This window comes from Psychrobacter sp. SZ93C1, from assembly GCF_015864635.1.
GTDB lineage: Bacteria > Pseudomonadota > Gammaproteobacteria > Pseudomonadales > Moraxellaceae > Psychrobacter > Psychrobacter fozii.
The window spans coordinates 254,812-270,637 of record NZ_JADYWY010000002.1; the positions used below are offsets into that span (position 1 = coordinate 254,812).

The window sequence follows — 15,826 nt, forward strand, 5'->3', positions numbered from 1 at the left end:
GCTTTTTACAAGTCATTAACCACATTAAAAGTGATAATTTTGGCAAAAGTGGCCGTTTACACAAATAATTAGTAATTAATTATATGAATAGTCAGTACTTGAAGATGAGTGTAATCGATAAAGTCACAGATAAATTGAGCACTTTAATGCTTATTACTATGTATATATCTAGCGTTATTTACCATACCAAAACGTAAAGCGACTACTGATATTTGCCTAAAATATGCTAACCTATGGCGACAGTTTCTGATAGGTTGTTTTTATGCATTGCGATATTTATAAATTTTTAAAACATGACGATATGTATGTCTATATTGCGCGTCCTGATTACCCAGATGATACTGATGAAATCAGAGATTGGTTAGGTGTCTTACCCAAAGATTTCCGTGCAGGCTTAGGCCGTAGTAAGTTTGTCATGCATCTAGATTTGGCAGTTACGCCAACGCTAGCCCGTGTTGATAAAGCAGAAGTATTGGCAAAACTAGAGTCACAAGGCTATTTTGTGCAGATGCCGCCGCAAGATGTCATGCGCCGTCAAGCTGAGCTACGTGCCCGTGAAGCGCAAGATAATATTTACGACTAGTGTCTTTATTATAAAGCGTTTGCTGCAAGGCTGTTTTAGACAAATCCTTGAGACGAGCTGCTTAGAAAGCAATCAATAAAACGTTTAGTAAACATTTGGTCACATGCATTTTGGTAGAGAGTCGTGATAAACTAGCGGCCTATCAAGTGTGCATGTCGATGATGTATTCGTTGTTACTGATTATAGTAGGGCAGTATCTAGTGTCTGCCTGCAAAAACGAAAAGACGCACAATTTATAAACGCAAATAGTGAAACGCGTATGGACTGGTTAAAAAATATCGTACATCTCTTACCGTTAGAAGCCATCAGTGATATTCTCGGTGAGGTTGCTATTTGGTGGGGGCAGATGGTCAAAGACGTGCCACCTGCCGATCTGCCAATGTATGCTTACCTTGGCGGTGTCGTTATCGTATTGGTATTATGGTTGTTGGTCGCTCGTATGCTGCCAAAGCCAATAGGCGGTATGAGTTGGATGGTACTGTTTGCTGTTTTATTAGCACCTGGTACTGCTCTGAATGACCCTAGTGTATTAGCACCTGCTAGTATTCACGTTGTCTATTCTATTATGATGAAAGATTTTGCGGGTGCGATAGCTGGCATGGTGCCGATATTGGTGGTGTTAGTGGCGGGATTTTTTGTTGGTTTTATTTGGCAACTCATCCGTGGTGCTTTTGAATCGAGCTTAGACAAAGCACGTAGAAGCAGTGCAGAAGATACGCAAGCGACGATGCAGTTGACGACAGGCAGTTATTTGCCAGGAAGTGATACATTAACTGAACAACCTGATGTCACTCCGCAGTCTAGTAAAATGCCTTTAGCAGCTAAGGCCGAAACAGATGTTAGCTTAAAGAAAGACAGTAGCTTAACTAAAAGTTCCAAGACAGAAAAATCGGATAAGTTATAAAGCGGTTGTTAATAGTAAGTACTTTATAAATAATTCAAAGTGCTGAAGTAGTAAAATAAGACCTTATAAAAAAGACACCTTGCGTGTCTTTTTTTTTGAGATTTTTTACCCCTCCTGAGAGAGATAGTCGGTTCAATATAATTTGGATACAAGGAAGGCGAGTGAAAGCATTTAGCGTGATGAGAAGTTTATACTATGTTTATTAATCACGAAGTTTAGCAATCGCGAACGCATGAGTATTTTGGCAATGAACAAGGCTGTGCTAATCTAAATGATTGTTTATTTTCCATCGATTACTTTTAATAATTTGATGACTCCTAACGACCTTAATGTATAACAATAACTGAGACTCGATTATGACCACAACTGACAAGACTAAGAAAAGCTTTACCGGTACCAGTAGTTATATTGCTACCGACGATTTACAGCTAGCGGTAAATGCAGCAATGACGCTACAAAAGCCTCTACTAATTAAAGGTGAGCCGGGCACCGGTAAAACGCTACTGGCCGAAGAAGTTGCAGAAAGCTTAGGGATGCCGCTCATCACTTGGCACGTAAAATCGACCACCAAGGCCGAGCAAGGACTATATGAATATGATGCGGTATCGCGCCTGCGAGATTCGCAGTTAGGTGATGACAAGGTCTATGACATTGCCAACTATATCAAGCCAGGTAAGCTGTGGGATGCATTCACCAGTACAGAGCGCAGTGTGCTGCTGATTGATGAGATTGACAAAGCCGATATCGAGTTTCCAAATGACTTGCTGCATGAGCTAGATAAGATGTCATTTTATGTTTATGAAACGGGTGAAACCATCACCGCAGCGCAGCGCCCAGTAGTTATTATCACATCGAACAATGAAAAAGAGTTACCAGATGCATTTTTGCGTCGTTGCTTCTTCCATTATATTGATTTCCCTGAAGAGGAAACCATGCGTCAAATCATCGAGGTGCATTTCCCTGATATTCAAGAAAAACTGGTCAATGATGCGCTCGATATCTTCTATAAGCTGCGTAATATTCAAGGTCTTAAAAAGCCACCATCAACGTCTGAATTGGTCGATTGGCTAACGCTATTGCTTGCTGATGATATGGCACAAGCAGAACTAGAAGAAAACTTGCGTGGTGAAAAATCAATTCCGCCACTATATGGTGCACTGCTTAAAAACGAAGCCGATGTGAGTTTATTGCAGCGTTTTGCCAACATGATGCGTCGTTAAAAGGAAGAGTACATTGTATTTCGATAAACAGTTTAGCACTTTCTTTTTAGGAAGTAATAATGATGAAGCATTATTAAAGACGCTTGAAGTATTACTTTTTAAAAGCAGTACTTCAGGTAAGTTTAATAGCGTATCTGATAAGCTAAATGACTTTTGGACATCTAACTTCATAGAAAGCGTGACAATGGAGCAGATGAATAATGAAAATTTCATTCTTGCTTTAAGTCAATATATTCGCTCAAAATCAATTGACAAAGACATAGTGATCAAGTTGTTGGAACTCAATCAACCTAGCGTTATCAAAGCAATACGTCAGTCAGGCATTATTGCCAATGCTGACCATTGTTCTTGGGGAGTTTTGAGTGAGATAAATAATCAGATTGATTTGTTAGAGTTCAAGAAGTTCCTACTTACAGTTGAATACATACAACTACAGTATCAAGAACGTTTTAATGCTTATAAAGAGTTTAAAGATCAAACACAGCTTGACCAAGTAACTGCTATGATATTTAGCAGTTTATATGCTTGTGAGTATTTGATACTGAGTTCAAAGAGTATAGATAATCTTTATACTAAAATTCCTTATCAATATGGTGTTGAAGAATATATACCAGTTGAGAATGTATGGAAAGCGTTTAATCACATTATTACTAGTGCTAACATTCAAAAAAAGGAATTCACAGAAAAAACATTAGCGTTAATTTTTAAAGGTACTATGATGCCTTTTATATTAGGTCAAAATTTAAATGATAAGCTTATAACTAGTTATGACAGTTTTAAAAGAATGGTAGCTTGTCAGATTGAGATTAATTTATATCGAGATCAAGTTATAGACTCTTATTGTTTTGATTTAGAGACACATTACTATTTAGAGAACAACCAACTAAGGCTTGAATCTAGTAGTAAAGAACCTGATTTATTTTCAGATAAGCTATCCATTTTATCTAGTTATTGGCTATATAGAGCGTTTAATTCTTTAGAAAAAAGCCCTTATCTAATTCGATTAGATAAAGGAGTAAATTTTGAAGCTAACATAACAGCTTTAGCAAAAACGCAAGGTATAATTTTACAATTGGAAGAGATTTATGGAGTTAAGAAGGCTGACTTTGGCGAAGTATATGATTTGTCTGCTTTGATATTTACTATGCTAATGATTCAAATGCATTTTGAATATAATTTTGTTCAACCATTTAAAGAAATGGCTCGTAATGCCGAAATGTATCCTTTCATAGCAATAGGAAGATTAGTAATAGATGGACTCTCTAAAGGTCAAGATAGAATGCCTTTGAATCATGCAAAAATGAAAGATAGAGCTATTAAGATGTCAGATTGGATATTAGAGGGTAGCGGAAATTCAAAAAAGAGAGAGATGAGCCGTATTTTGGATTTTTGGTCGCAAGATTTGCGAGAAGGCGAAAGCTCGTCTTATGGGGAAAAGTCTTTTTATAAGCTTGATGGTTATATGTTTTCACTACCATGGGTAACTTTTCAAAAAAACTTTAATACAGCCACTATAAATACCTTTAGAAAGTTGTATAAAAATAGAGCTAATTTGAAATCTGAAACTGACTTGATGGAGCAGAATTTAGCAGAGTTATTGGCTAAATATAAGGGTCGAGTCTACAGTCAGTATGAGCCTTCAGAGCCTGGAGTGGGTGAGATAGATGCGATTGTAGTAACAGATAATAAAGTTCTAGTTATTGAGCTTAAATCTACTTATGTAAAAAGTAGCGTTAAAGAGATATATGAGTACAGAAATTTTGTACTGAAGAAAGCTGCATACCAATTATCACGTAAGTCCGGCTATGTTAGAGATGTTTTTTTGCCTAGCTTAGGGCTTGATAGTTCTCAATTTAGTATTCATTCATGGATTGTAGATACTACGCTAGAGTTTGACCATGAATATATTGATGGTTTCTTAAAAATATCTTTTGAAGAGTTAGTAATTATTCTAAACGGGCATGGACAGTATTTTTCAAATATGCTCGATAACGACAATACTAATAAAAATCCTCTTAGTGCTTATGAAGAGAATTTAGAGGCACTGATTAAAAGCGTTGAGGATAATGCTTTTTGGAATACTAACTTACCGCTTATGAGTTCAATTCAAGATTTAAATAATGCTTCTACATTAAAGGCATAATCATGTTCATAAAACTGTTTTATACCTTGCGTACTTACGGCGTACCAGTCAGTACACGTGAGCTACTTGATCTAAATGCCGCGTTAGAGCAAGGGCTGATGATGCAGCCGCACCCAGAAGACCCAACATTGACCACCTTTGCCAGTCGTGAAGACATGTATCGTTTGATTCGGCTATGCATGGTTAAAGACGAGCGCCACTTCGATAAGTTTGATCGGGCAATGGCGGATTATTTCGAAGGTGCCGATAGTCTAGATCTGGATGAGCTATTGGCCAAGCTGACGGACGTGCCCAAAGAATGGCTCGATTTAAAGCTTGATCCAAAGAATCTAACCGAAGAGCAACGTCGACTACTCAAAAAGTATGGCTCGCTAGAGGAGCTAATGAAAGCGCTAGAAGAGCGTCTAAAAGAGCAAAAAGAACGTCATCAAGGTGGTAGCAAATGGGTTGGCACAGGTGGTACTTCACCATTTGGTGCCTATGGCGATCATCCAGAAGGCGTTCGGGTTGGTGGCGAGTCACGTAAGCGCAGCGCTGCCAAAGTTTGGGAACAGCGTAAATATCGCAATCTAGACGACGATAGTCAGCTTGGTACGCGTCAAATTCAGATGGCACTACGTAATCTGCGCCAGTTTGCGCGGACAGGCAGTGCTGATGAGCTTGATATTAAAGAAACCATCAGGCGAACCGCAAAAAAAGGCGTGCTTGATATCCATATGCAGGCTGAACGCCGAAACCGTGTCAAAGTATTGATGCTGTTTGATGTGGGCGGTAGTATGGATGTCCATGTCGAAGCGCTTGAAAAGCTATTCTCTGCGGCAAAAAATGAGTTTAAAACCTTAGAGTTCTTTTATTTTCACAACTGTCTGTATGATTATGTGTGGAAAGACAACAATCGTCGTCATAGCGCGCCGATGCCAACCTATGAGCTGCTCAATAAATATGGGCGAGAGTATCGGGTGATATTCGTTGGCGATGCATCGATGTCGCCGTATGAGCTTATGACAGTGGGCGGTAGCGTTGAGTATATGAATAATGAGGCGGGTATCGTATGGCTGAAACGGGTACTGGATCACTTTGATAAAGTGGCTTGGCTCAATCCGGAAAATCCTACATATTGGCAATATACTCAAACCATCGTTGAGATCAAAAAACTCGTGGATAACAAGATGTATCCCATGACCTTGCATGGCGTGGAAGAGATGACCGGTTACTTAGCACGATAGTTTTGACGTTTATGCTATAGTCAGTCCTCTATCAACTGGATACGGTGTCAGTCTACTACTTGTAGTACTTTCACTCGCCTTCCGTGTATCCAAATTATATTGAATCGACTATCACTTATAAAATCTATTAGTTCTGATTGAAGCCTTATGACAGCAGCCGTTATGACGAAATAATGGCTGCTTTTTTTGTTTAAAAATAAGCAATATGACAATTCGGCATTGGTATGCTGAGTAAAACATGATAACATTCATTTTAAATGAATCTTATAAGTGTTCTTATTTAAGATATTTACTTAAAGATTCTTATCTCCTGTTTTTTAATATATCAATTCGACCACACACTGAGAAACAACATGGCTTCACCAAAAACATTAGAAATCGTCACAGCAACCGTTCCTGTACTTGAAGAACATGGCGTTGCGATTACCACCGTATTTTATAGAAACATGTTTAATGAGCATCCTGAGCTGTTAGATATTTTTAATGAGACTAATCAAAAACTAGGACGTCAACAGACCGCTCTAGCTACAACAGTATTAGCCGCTGCTAAGCATTTGGACAAATTGGCTACGCTATTGCCGCAAGTGACTCAGATTAGCCATAAACATAGAGCCTTACAGATTTTGCCTGAGCATTATCCTATCGTCGGTAAGCACTTGATCGGTGCGATAAAAGAAGTGCTAGGAGAGGCAGCCACTGACGACATTATCAACGCTTGGACAGAAGCTTATGATGAGATCGCATCGGTATTTATTCAGATTGAACATGGCATGTATAAAGAGGCGATGTGGCAAGGATTTGCGCCTTTTAAAGTGACCGAAAAGGTAGCGGCTGCTACGGATATCGCAGCCTTTACAGTAGTGCCAGTGAACGATAATGAAGACAGTAATCAAGATATTGACCTGAGTAAATTGAAGTTAACCGCTGGTCAATATATTACGGTGAAAACAGATCCAGCAGACAGCGATCATATTGCGCTGCGTCATTATTCTTTATACTCTGCCAGTACCGAGACAGGCATTCAGTTCGCTGTTCGACGTGACAACCGCAATGAGCATCATGGCTTGGTCTCTAACTATATGCACGACCAATTAGAAGTGGGTGACACGGTTTTATTATCGGCTCCAGCTGGTGACTTCGCGCTTAATCAAGATTTGGTACAGCAGAATGAGATTCCGTTGGTATTGATGAGTGCCGGTGTGGGGGTAACACCTGTGCTGTCTATGCTAGAGGCACAAGTACTGGCCAATCCGAAACGACCTATTGTTTGGGTTTATGCGTGCCAAAATGCCACACATCATGCTTTTTCTGCTCAGGTAGAGGCCTTACTCGCAAAAGCTGAAAACGTAGAAAAGCATATTTTTTACTTTGAGTCTGGGCAGTTATTGGATGCTGCATGGCTTGAAACCTTACCAAAGCCTGCCGATATCTATGTATGCGGATCAATGCCGTTTATGGAAAGTATGATTGATGGGTTAGTGGGATTAGATCATGGTGTGGATAGCGTTCACTATGAACCGTTTGGCCCTAAAATGAGCTTGGGCGGTTAGTTTCTAGCGATTGTTAGCCATTAAGTATTGCTAATAACAAAAAAGCACTTGGATGACAACGTCATTTCAAGTGCTTTTTTATTCAACGTAATATGAGGAAAGATAGGGAGTTGGGCATTAACATTGAAATATAGATGCGTATTACTCTTTATTTTTAATCACACCAATCATGACGCCCATCTCTTTTTTGTCGTGCTTATCGATGCTAGGCGCATATAATGCCGACGCAATTCCGCCATCTAAAAACAGTGCATTCGGGCAGCTTAAGTTGTCTTTAAATAGGGATGCAAATTGATAAAACGTGACGGGTTCATCGCTATTCACAAACTGTATGCTGCCATCACTACAAACGCCTGCACCATTACGAATTTTTAGTGAGGTACTATCAGGTTTGAATTGTGGATGTATCTCGTTATTGATGACGAGCATGGGGCCTGATTGGGTCGCATACCAAGGCTGTGCTTTGCCCTCTGCAAGCAACTCATTTAAGGCATTACTTTCTGTAATCTGTACCTTCCCAGACTTATCCCACCACATGACCCCATTGGGTAGCAGGTGAAAATTACCGCCGCCTTCATTGAGGTTTAATGCACGAACTTCTTTACCTTCAATGATGGTGTAGCCAATCGGTGCATAGTCTTTATTGTACATACCCGCATTCATGGCAAAGCTAAGCGCTTGATTGCTTGGTAATGTCGACATCAAATTATCAAAAGTTAGCAAGGGTTGCGCACTCTCAGACTGTTGCCAAAACAACTTTAATGAGTAACGGCCATCAGTCAATGCTTCCGCTTTAATACGACAGGCACTATAAGAAAAAGGTGCATCCTGAGACTGGCACGACCAGTTTTCTGTGTCGCTATGAGTGGCAGTAGTATCTATTGGCTGGCAAGCGCTGATACTAAATGAGAGCAGGGCGACTGTGCATAAAGGTAAAGTATGAGCAGAACTTGGCATTAATTATGGGTCTTTTATCATAAGGAAAGAGATATCAGTGGTCATGGTTCACCGATGATGAATCGCTAATGCTTACTCACTGCTAGGTGGAAAGTCGCGAAAGGTGTTATTGACATTACCCATCATGATACCAGTAGTATTATTGTTTACTTGATCGTCTATTGCTTGATGACCTGCTTTTAAGGTTGGTGCTTGCGTTTGTTTACCTGTATCACGCGAGTCCTTATTGTAGGCAATCAATGCATCATTATCGGCAAGGAAACTATCCGCTGTCGACATCACCCACATCTGATTAAACACGTCTGCACGGGCACTTTGATTAAGTAATGCACCTCTATCGGTGAAATAAAAGAACTTCGATAGCAGTTTTATCTGTCCATCTTCTAAACGACGCGCAATGTGATAAGGCTGTAGTTGGCTTGGATGCTGTAAACCGACTGCGCCTACGATGCTGGCAAGTGATTTCAATGTGTTTTTATGGAAACTTGCGACTCGCTCTGCTTTACTTGGGACATCAAGCGCTTTTTGGCGATAAGGATCTTGGGTCGCGACTCCTGTCGGGCAAGTGTTGGTATGACATGAGCGAGATTGGATGCAACCGACGGCAAACATAAAGCCACGTGCTGAGTTACACCAGTCTGCACCCAAGGCAATCATACGAGCGATATCAAAGCCAGAGACGATTTTGCCGCTCACGCCCAGTCTCACTTTGTCACGAATACCTGCACCGACTAAAGTGTTATGAACCAATAGAAAGCCATCAACCATCGGCATACCGACATTATCCATAAACTCGACAGGTGCGGCACCAGTACCACCCTCAGCACCATCAATGACGATAAAGTCAGGATAGTTATCCATCTCAATCATAGCTTTGACAATCGCCATAAACTGCCATGGCTGCCCAATACAAAGTTTAAAACCAACAGGTTTACCACCAGATAATTCACGTAACTGCTGCCAAAACGCTACGAGCTCACGCGGGGTACTAAAAGCGGTATGTGAAGAGGGTGAAATGCAGTCTTGACCAAGTGGTACTTGACGCGTGTCAGCAATCTCTTGGGTGATTTTCTCCGCTGGTAGCACGCCGCCTTTACCCGGTTTGGCGCCTTGAGACAGTTTGATTTCGATCATTTTGACTTGCGGATCGACAGCTTTTTCTGCAAAAGACTGTGCGTCGAAATTGCCATTGGCATCGCGGCAACCGAAATAACCCGTACCCAATTCCCAAATCAAATCGCCACCGAACTTGCGATGATGAGGGCTGATCGCACCTTCGCCCGTATCGTGGGTAAAGCCACCAATTTTTGCGCCTTGATTGAGCGCCATAATAGCATTGGCAGATAAGCTACCAAAGCTCATCGCTGAGATATTGAATACCGACATCTCATGCGGCTGCTGACAACGTTCACCACCAACCATAATTTTAAAGTCTTTATTCTCTAAAGGTTGGCTGACCGCTGATTGCAAAAACCACTCTTTGCCATGCGCATATAGGTCATCTAGCGTACCAAAGGCATTGGTATCACTGACGTTCTTAGCACGCTGATAGACCAAAGCACGCTGCTGGCGCGAAAACGGTACTTGCTCTTTGTCATCCTCGAGCAAATATTGACGAATCTCGGGGCGAAAGTCCTCCAACACATAGCGGACATGACCTGCGATAGGGTAATTATTCAATATGGCATGCTTGGATTGAATGACATCGTAAATACCCAAAGCCACCCCAAATCCACCAATGAGAATCAGCCACCAGTTCAATAATAACAACCCTGCTAAAAACAGAAAAACGGCTGCAGCAAAGGTGCTATAGCGCAATAGCACACCGATTAAATAGGGCGAATTACTTTTTGGTTCAGGATTTAGATTGGTACGAGATTGGGGCATAGCGAGGCTCGGTAATAAAATATGGAAATTAAAAAACGCGATAATTATATATAACAGATAAAAATAATTTGTCTCAAGCATCAATACGTATGATGTCGAGAGCAAATAATATTTATCTTAACTTATAATTAACGCGCATATTGTACGGTTATGATATCACGGCTTAGGGGTAATTGAGTAAGGTATGCTTGTGCCATGACTTTCTCAACAGACCACTCGCACCAAAGCTTTCTGCTCATTAATAGCCTCAAACTTAATGTCAACGGGCAAAAACTGCTCAATCAGCCATGCTTGAGTTTCAGTATGTTGGCTAATGATTCGTGCCGTAAATTCGCCACCACCAGATAACGCCAGTGGCAATAATAGTTGATCGGTAAGATATTCATCGACCAACGCATCGGTTTTAAAGAGATAACGTTTAATCAAGCCTGCTAGTCGATTGCCTATTTTCTCAGCTGACGTGCGTTTTTCGCCCAGTAGCGTAAATATTTCGTGATGCAGATGATCGCCACATTCATGAGTAACCTGTGCATAGCACGTATTGCCTTCACCGATACCGTCTAGCTTATTGGCTCTAGTAGTAATAAGTGAGTCATCCACTCCGCTTTCAAGCAGTACGGATTTAGCGCTGGCAAGCTCGCGTTTGCCAATGTCATATTCCAAATTTAGGACGCTGGCTACTAATGCGATATTTGTCAGCGCTCCACGTTCGGTTAGGCGTAGTGGCTTGGCATCAGCACGGCGCATAAACGGGGTAATGGTTGCTTTAATCACGCCGCCACCGATGGGCGCAAAGCCTGCTTGCACACATTCAATATTAACGTGCATGCCTAGTTTCGCCAATGCAGGAACAAATGCCTGCTGCAAAAAGTCCGTGGTTGGTGCTAATGGATTATGCGTACCGCCTTTTATGCTCACTGTTGAGTGGGTACTTTGATCTGTATTAGAAAACAGTAGAGCAGGAAGTAGCGTTTGTAGCACGAGACTGGTACTGCCAGCCGAGCCAATATCAAAATGGTAATCACCTGATAGAATCGCACTCGGCGCAAAGCGAAACGATGTGCTGCCTAACGCTGCGCCTGATACGCTAGCGTTCGATATCTGTTGTGACGCTTGCACGCACATCAAGTGCTGCCGCATTAATCCTGATTTGGCTCGCCCAGCGCGGATATTGGTCATTTCGATGGGTATGCCTGTCAGCATCGATAATGAGAGAGCGGTACGAATGATTTGTCCGCCACCTTCGCCAGTGCTGCCATCTATTTTTAGGGTCACGCTCTTGGTGCTCGCAGTATGGGCACTGGCATTATTGGCGCTTTGGTTGGACATAAAGCTCATTGGTACACTCTCAAAGTTTAATTTTTCGTAAAGCGGGATGTGATTGTTTTATCGTGCGTGCTTAATTCACTATCAATTACTATCAAATAAAAGAGCCTAAAAAATACGGTATGACGCATATTTTTTAGGCCCTGTTGATCTATCAATCTATCAACGTTTAGCTTTAGATATCAACGATTAGCTGTTGAATTTTTTCGCTAATAACTCTTTGATAAATGTCACGACGGCTGCGCTGTGTTCAGAGTTTTTGATTTCATCTAATAGCTCAGCTTTTGACATGCTTTGGTATCTTTGTATGTCTTCGCTACTGATGTTTTTTGCGCTGTCGATCAAGCCTGATAGGCCATTTTCATCGTTATCACCACCAGTTACGGCGCCTAACATATCGTTCATGTTCATCATGGGTATTTCCTCATATAAAAGTCATTATCAAGTTTTTCAATGTGAAAGTGCTTATAAATCTGCGCTGTGGTCACATACCACACACACTTTAGTTTACCGCATCTATATTCGTTTAGGGGTATTAAAGTCGCCCTTTTTAGATGATAATTATGCATAGAAAAGATAGGTTTTAGCCAAAATTTTCACATGGCTTATGATCAATGGCTTTAAAAATAAGATTGAAACCGACTGTCAGTGTCTGGTGATAAGGTCTAAATAGTGCGGTGTAACAAGTGACGAGTAGGGGCATGAATAGTAAAAAAGACGTTTGCCCGCAACGTCAAGTAGCCACTGCAGTATTTGTTCAACCCCCTGTTGTGGAGTGCGGGGTCTTAACACTCGCTCAGTCGGTTCCAAAAGGGTAGTCTATAGTCATTTCACTATAAAAGTAGTGATTTAAAAGTAGTGATTTAAAAGAAACTATTCTGCTAAATCGATTTGCCAGTTATTGGACTGAATCACAATATTGATTTGCCGCAGTTTCATGGCAATATCGTCCGCTTGCTTCTGTAAACTAGCGACCGACACCATGACATTATATTTAATCTCACGATGGCTATAACGGTCTGTTTCGGTATGCGTGGCTGCTATGGTATCGATCAATAGTTTATGGCGCATCTCTAAGGTATCGCGCTCTACCAACAGCGTTAGCATCGATTGACCGTTATCCGTCTTGGCAATTGCATTGGTACGGTGAATGCGTTCAATTAGGTTGGACAGCTCAGCGATGATTTGGCTGGCATCAACCATCAATGCGTTTGGATCCTCAGATGGCGTATCGCCTTCTTGCACTTTGATATTGGCGTTGATACGGCCCTTAAGCTGAGCCAGCTTTTTTTGCGTATCGCTACGGATAAGTAGGGCTTCTGCGAGTTTCATTTTGGTTCTCTCTTATTTTTTATAGTCGTAATAAATACATTCTATAAAGGCAAAGTTGTCGTTGTTATAGTTATTAATGTGAATGACTTTTTCCTCTTCTGGAGGATCGTAAGACATATATCCCTGAGCAATATGCGTATCTACCTGATAATCCTCATTCACTAAATCCTTGATAATTTGTAAAATCCATTTAGTGTTGGAGACATTCATGTCATCGGGTTCTTCTTCATACCATTTTTGTAGTTGTGAAAAGCTTAAGTCTTTTGCTATTTCATATTCAAAAGTACGGAAGAAACAACTGCAACATTCTGGATCACCTGTGGCTAAACGATATTTGTATTTATACTTTACGTTGTCTTCATTTCCATTGTCAGTAATTGGTTCAAAAAATGCTGTTGAGGAGTTATATGTTGCTAGGTCATTTGGTGAGTCTGTACTAAAGCTCAGTTCGTAACACATGGTTTTGTCCTTACTTTCAATTGTAGCGAAGAAATAGTGAGTTAGTGGTGCTGTCCCCGACCAACTCTATCAAGCTTTTCACTAGGTTTATTATTTGATACAAACGTATATTCCGATCATTAAAATATGTTTTTTGTCTCTTAAGACTGATGTAGTTTTCTAAAGACAATTGCTTTAAATTATCAACGAACAATGCCTTATCTTCAATTTCTTGCCAATCGTCGAACGCTTCATCAGATAGTTCATGTTCAAATTTGACTTTTGAGTTTTCGGATGATTTCTATAGTTTGAGCATGTGTAATAATGTTTTCTTCTAATTTTAAAAGCTGATTTCAAAGTGAATTTATGCACGTTATCATTGTATAAAATACTTATTACCAATCTTTTAATCTTCCCAATAAAAAAGCCCATCGTAATAAGAGAGATAATTATCAACCAGCACAGAAGGTATTTTTTCAGCTATTTCCAATGGTGTAGTCAGTGCAAGTGTATTCAAACGAATTAAGCCTTTGCGAGTCAAAATTTTTTCTACTTTCTGAGCAAGATTCTTCACCGCACTATTGGTCAAGTTATCTAGCATTTTACGGCTTGGTAGATAATGAGAACACATTGAAGGGTCATGAATAGGCCATGACTTTGAACCTTGCATAAAGACATAGTAAGGTAGCATTCGATGAAATAGAATTATAAGCCCTTCATAGCTCTCAAGACTTTCGAGAGGATTACTAGTAAAGTCAGAAGTCTGCTGGTAAAACCATGCATCACAGTAAGAGGCATAACCTGAACCATAATGATCTACTTCTAGTTGAAATAGAGTTTGAGTATGACTTTTTATCTCTTCACAGAGGCTTCTATAATAACCTTCTATCGTAGACTCTTCTCCTGTATTGAAAGGATGCCCGTGCCAAACAATCTCTTTTTTTTCAACATGAATTTGGTGGATCAAATCATATAGATTAATAGTTTGTTTCATAATAATCTCCTTTTAAAAGTTTAGCCCTTAACACAAACCACCTGCCGCAAGGTATGCACCACTTCTACCAAATCACTTTGTGCTTGCATCACGTCATCAATATTTTTATAAGCTGCTGGAATCTCATCAATCACATCCGCATCCTTTCGGCATTCTACGCCCTCAGTCTGCGCGATTTGATCGGCGACCGTAAATACCTTTTTGGCTTCGGTACGTGACATGATACGACCTGCACCATGTGAGCAAGAGCAAAACGATTCTTCGTTTCCTTTACCGCGCACGATGAATGACTTGGCACCCATTGACCCCGGAATGATGCCGTATTCACCAACGCGGGCACGGACAGCGCCTTTGCGGGTCACAAATACTTCCTCGCCATAATGCTCTTCTTTGGCCACATAGTTATGATGACAGTTCACCGCTTTTACGGCTGCATCAAACGGCTTAGGTATGATTTGGCGTAGTGCTTTGATGGCTTTCTCCATCATGATTTCACGGTTTTTAAAGGCAAAACGCTGTGCCCAACCAACCGCAAACCAATAATCATCGAAGTGTTCTGTACCCTCGGCAAAGTAGGCCAAATCTTTATCAGGCAAGTTGATAAACCACTTGCGCATGTCCTCACGTGCCAGCTCAATAAAGTAGCGACCGATGGCATTACCCACACCGCGTGAGCCTGAGTGCAGCATGATCCAAACTTGATTGGTTTCATCAAGGCACACCTCGACGAAATGATTCCCCGTACCTAGCGTACCCAAATGATTAAGGTTATTGGTATTTTTTAGGCGAGGGTGCTTTTGGGTTATATAATTAAAGTCATCAACCAGCGTTCCCCAACCGTTCATTACGGTATCATCAGGGTTTGCCCATGCGCCGACATCGCGGCGTGACCCGCGACCACGCGTTTTACTACGACCATGTGGAATGGCTTTTTCTAGTTCGGTACGCAGACCAAGCAAGCTATCTGGCAAATCGTTTGCGGTTAGGGTGGTTTGTACAGCCATCATTCCGCAGCCAATATCGACGCCAACTGCCGCTGGAATAATCGCTTCTTTGGTTGGCAATACCGTACCGATAGTCGCGCCAATACCGACATGCACATCGGGCATCACCGCAAGCCATTTATATACAAAAGGCATTTTTGAGGCTTTGATCAATTGGTCGTGCGCTTTTGGGTCGACAGGCACGCCCTTGGTCCAAAGTCTGATCGGTGTTCCACCGTCTTGAATGATGTTATGAGTGGTTGGTTGCATGTCGTTGTCCTTA

14 protein-coding genes are annotated in these 15,826 nt (G+C 41.1%); 6 read left to right on the forward strand and 8 right to left on the reverse strand.

The genetic code is table 11. The features are described from left to right. The first annotated feature begins 262 nt into the window (after nucleotides 1–262). From I6E83_RS03975 to I6E83_RS04000, 6 genes are all read left to right on the forward strand, one after another. Nucleotides 263–583, forward strand: a complete 321-nt coding sequence (locus I6E83_RS03975) for a YcgL domain-containing protein (protein ID WP_197100059.1) — start codon at nucleotides 263–265, stop codon at nucleotides 581–583. A 259-nt stretch (nucleotides 584–842) separates the two neighbouring features. Next, a complete protein-coding gene (locus I6E83_RS03980) occupies nucleotides 843–1,487 on the forward strand; it encodes a hypothetical protein (RefSeq protein ID WP_197100060.1) in 645 nt (214 codons plus the stop codon). A gap of 356 nt (nucleotides 1,488–1,843) precedes the next feature. Further along, nucleotides 1,844–2,707, forward strand: coding sequence for an AAA family ATPase (locus tag I6E83_RS03985; RefSeq protein WP_197100061.1), 864 nt, complete (start codon nucleotides 1,844–1,846; stop codon nucleotides 2,705–2,707). 13 nt (nucleotides 2,708–2,720) lie between these two features. Then, complete coding sequence (locus tag I6E83_RS03990) at nucleotides 2,721–4,850, forward strand: nuclease-related domain-containing protein (protein ID WP_197100062.1); 2,130 nt, start codon at nucleotides 2,721–2,723, stop codon at nucleotides 4,848–4,850. 2 nt (nucleotides 4,851–4,852) lie between these two features. Continuing rightward, a complete protein-coding gene (locus I6E83_RS03995) occupies nucleotides 4,853–6,076 on the forward strand; it encodes a vWA domain-containing protein (RefSeq protein ID WP_194197279.1) in 1,224 nt (407 codons plus the stop codon). Between the two features lie 353 nt (nucleotides 6,077–6,429). Further along, nucleotides 6,430–7,626, forward strand: a complete 1,197-nt coding sequence (locus I6E83_RS04000; protein ID WP_197100063.1) for a globin domain-containing protein — start codon at nucleotides 6,430–6,432, stop codon at nucleotides 7,624–7,626. A gap of 141 nt (nucleotides 7,627–7,767) precedes the next feature. Here the strand turns inward: I6E83_RS04000 and I6E83_RS04005 are convergent, their stop codons facing one another. The 8 genes from I6E83_RS04005 to I6E83_RS04040 form a co-directional block, all read right to left on the reverse strand. After that, on the reverse strand, nucleotides 7,768–8,583 hold the full coding sequence (locus I6E83_RS04005; protein ID WP_197100064.1) for a phosphodiester glycosidase family protein: 816 nt from the start codon (nucleotides 8,581–8,583) through the stop codon (nucleotides 7,768–7,770). A gap of 72 nt (nucleotides 8,584–8,655) precedes the next feature. Further along, nucleotides 8,656–10,470, reverse strand: a complete 1,815-nt coding sequence (locus I6E83_RS04010; protein ID WP_197100065.1) for an FMN-binding glutamate synthase family protein — start codon at nucleotides 10,468–10,470, stop codon at nucleotides 8,656–8,658. A 204-nt stretch (nucleotides 10,471–10,674) separates the two neighbouring features. After that, nucleotides 10,675–11,799 (reverse strand): RNA 3'-terminal phosphate cyclase, encoded by a 1,125-nt coding sequence (rtcA, locus tag I6E83_RS04015; RefSeq protein ID WP_197100066.1) that lies wholly within the window; start codon nucleotides 11,797–11,799, stop codon nucleotides 10,675–10,677. 186 nt (nucleotides 11,800–11,985) lie between these two features. Beyond that, nucleotides 11,986–12,210 carry a hypothetical protein gene (locus tag I6E83_RS04020; protein WP_197100067.1) on the reverse strand — a complete coding sequence of 75 codons (225 nt, stop codon included), beginning with the start codon at nucleotides 12,208–12,210 and terminating at the stop codon, nucleotides 11,986–11,988. Nucleotides 12,211–12,669: 459 nt separating this feature from the next. Beyond that, complete coding sequence (locus I6E83_RS04025; RefSeq protein WP_197100068.1) at nucleotides 12,670–13,128, reverse strand: DIP1984 family protein; 459 nt, start codon at nucleotides 13,126–13,128, stop codon at nucleotides 12,670–12,672. Between the two features lie 12 nt (nucleotides 13,129–13,140). Further along, nucleotides 13,141–13,587: a hypothetical protein gene (locus I6E83_RS04030; protein WP_197100069.1), complete on the reverse strand. Its 447-nt coding sequence runs from the start codon at nucleotides 13,585–13,587 to the stop codon at nucleotides 13,141–13,143. Nucleotides 13,588–13,972: 385 nt separating this feature from the next. Continuing rightward, entirely contained in the window at nucleotides 13,973–14,560 is a 588-nt protein-coding gene (locus I6E83_RS04035) for a hypothetical protein (RefSeq protein WP_197100070.1), read from the reverse strand. A 20-nt stretch (nucleotides 14,561–14,580) separates the two neighbouring features. Then, entirely contained in the window at nucleotides 14,581–15,813 is a 1,233-nt protein-coding gene (locus I6E83_RS04040) for an RtcB family protein (RefSeq protein ID WP_197100071.1), read from the reverse strand. Between the last annotated feature and the right edge of the window lie 13 nt (nucleotides 15,814–15,826).

Coding starts and splice junctions, on each gene's coding strand:
- I6E83_RS04030 (WP_197100069.1), bottom strand. CDS start 13,587: ATGTGTTACGAACTGAGCTTTAGTACAGACTCACCAAATGACCTAGCA.
- I6E83_RS04035 (WP_197100070.1), bottom strand. CDS start 14,560: ATGAAACAAACTATTAATCTATATGATTTGATCCACCAAATTCATGTT.
- I6E83_RS04020 (WP_197100067.1), bottom strand. CDS start 12,210: ATGATGAACATGAACGATATGTTAGGCGCCGTAACTGGTGGTGATAAC.
- I6E83_RS04040 (WP_197100071.1), bottom strand. CDS start 15,813: ATGCAACCAACCACTCATAACATCATTCAAGACGGTGGAACACCGATC.
- I6E83_RS03975 (WP_197100059.1), top strand. CDS start 263: ATGCATTGCGATATTTATAAATTTTTAAAACATGACGATATGTATGTC.
- rtcA (WP_197100066.1), bottom strand. CDS start 11,799: ATGTCCAACCAAAGCGCCAATAATGCCAGTGCCCATACTGCGAGCACC.
- I6E83_RS04000 (WP_197100063.1), top strand. CDS start 6,430: ATGGCTTCACCAAAAACATTAGAAATCGTCACAGCAACCGTTCCTGTA.
- I6E83_RS03995 (WP_194197279.1), top strand. CDS start 4,853: ATGTTCATAAAACTGTTTTATACCTTGCGTACTTACGGCGTACCAGTC.
- I6E83_RS03980 (WP_197100060.1), top strand. CDS start 843: ATGGACTGGTTAAAAAATATCGTACATCTCTTACCGTTAGAAGCCATC.
- I6E83_RS04005 (WP_197100064.1), bottom strand. CDS start 8,583: ATGCCAAGTTCTGCTCATACTTTACCTTTATGCACAGTCGCCCTGCTC.
- I6E83_RS04025 (WP_197100068.1), bottom strand. CDS start 13,128: ATGAAACTCGCAGAAGCCCTACTTATCCGTAGCGATACGCAAAAAAAG.
- I6E83_RS04010 (WP_197100065.1), bottom strand. CDS start 10,470: ATGCCCCAATCTCGTACCAATCTAAATCCTGAACCAAAAAGTAATTCG.
- I6E83_RS03985 (WP_197100061.1), top strand. CDS start 1,844: ATGACCACAACTGACAAGACTAAGAAAAGCTTTACCGGTACCAGTAGT.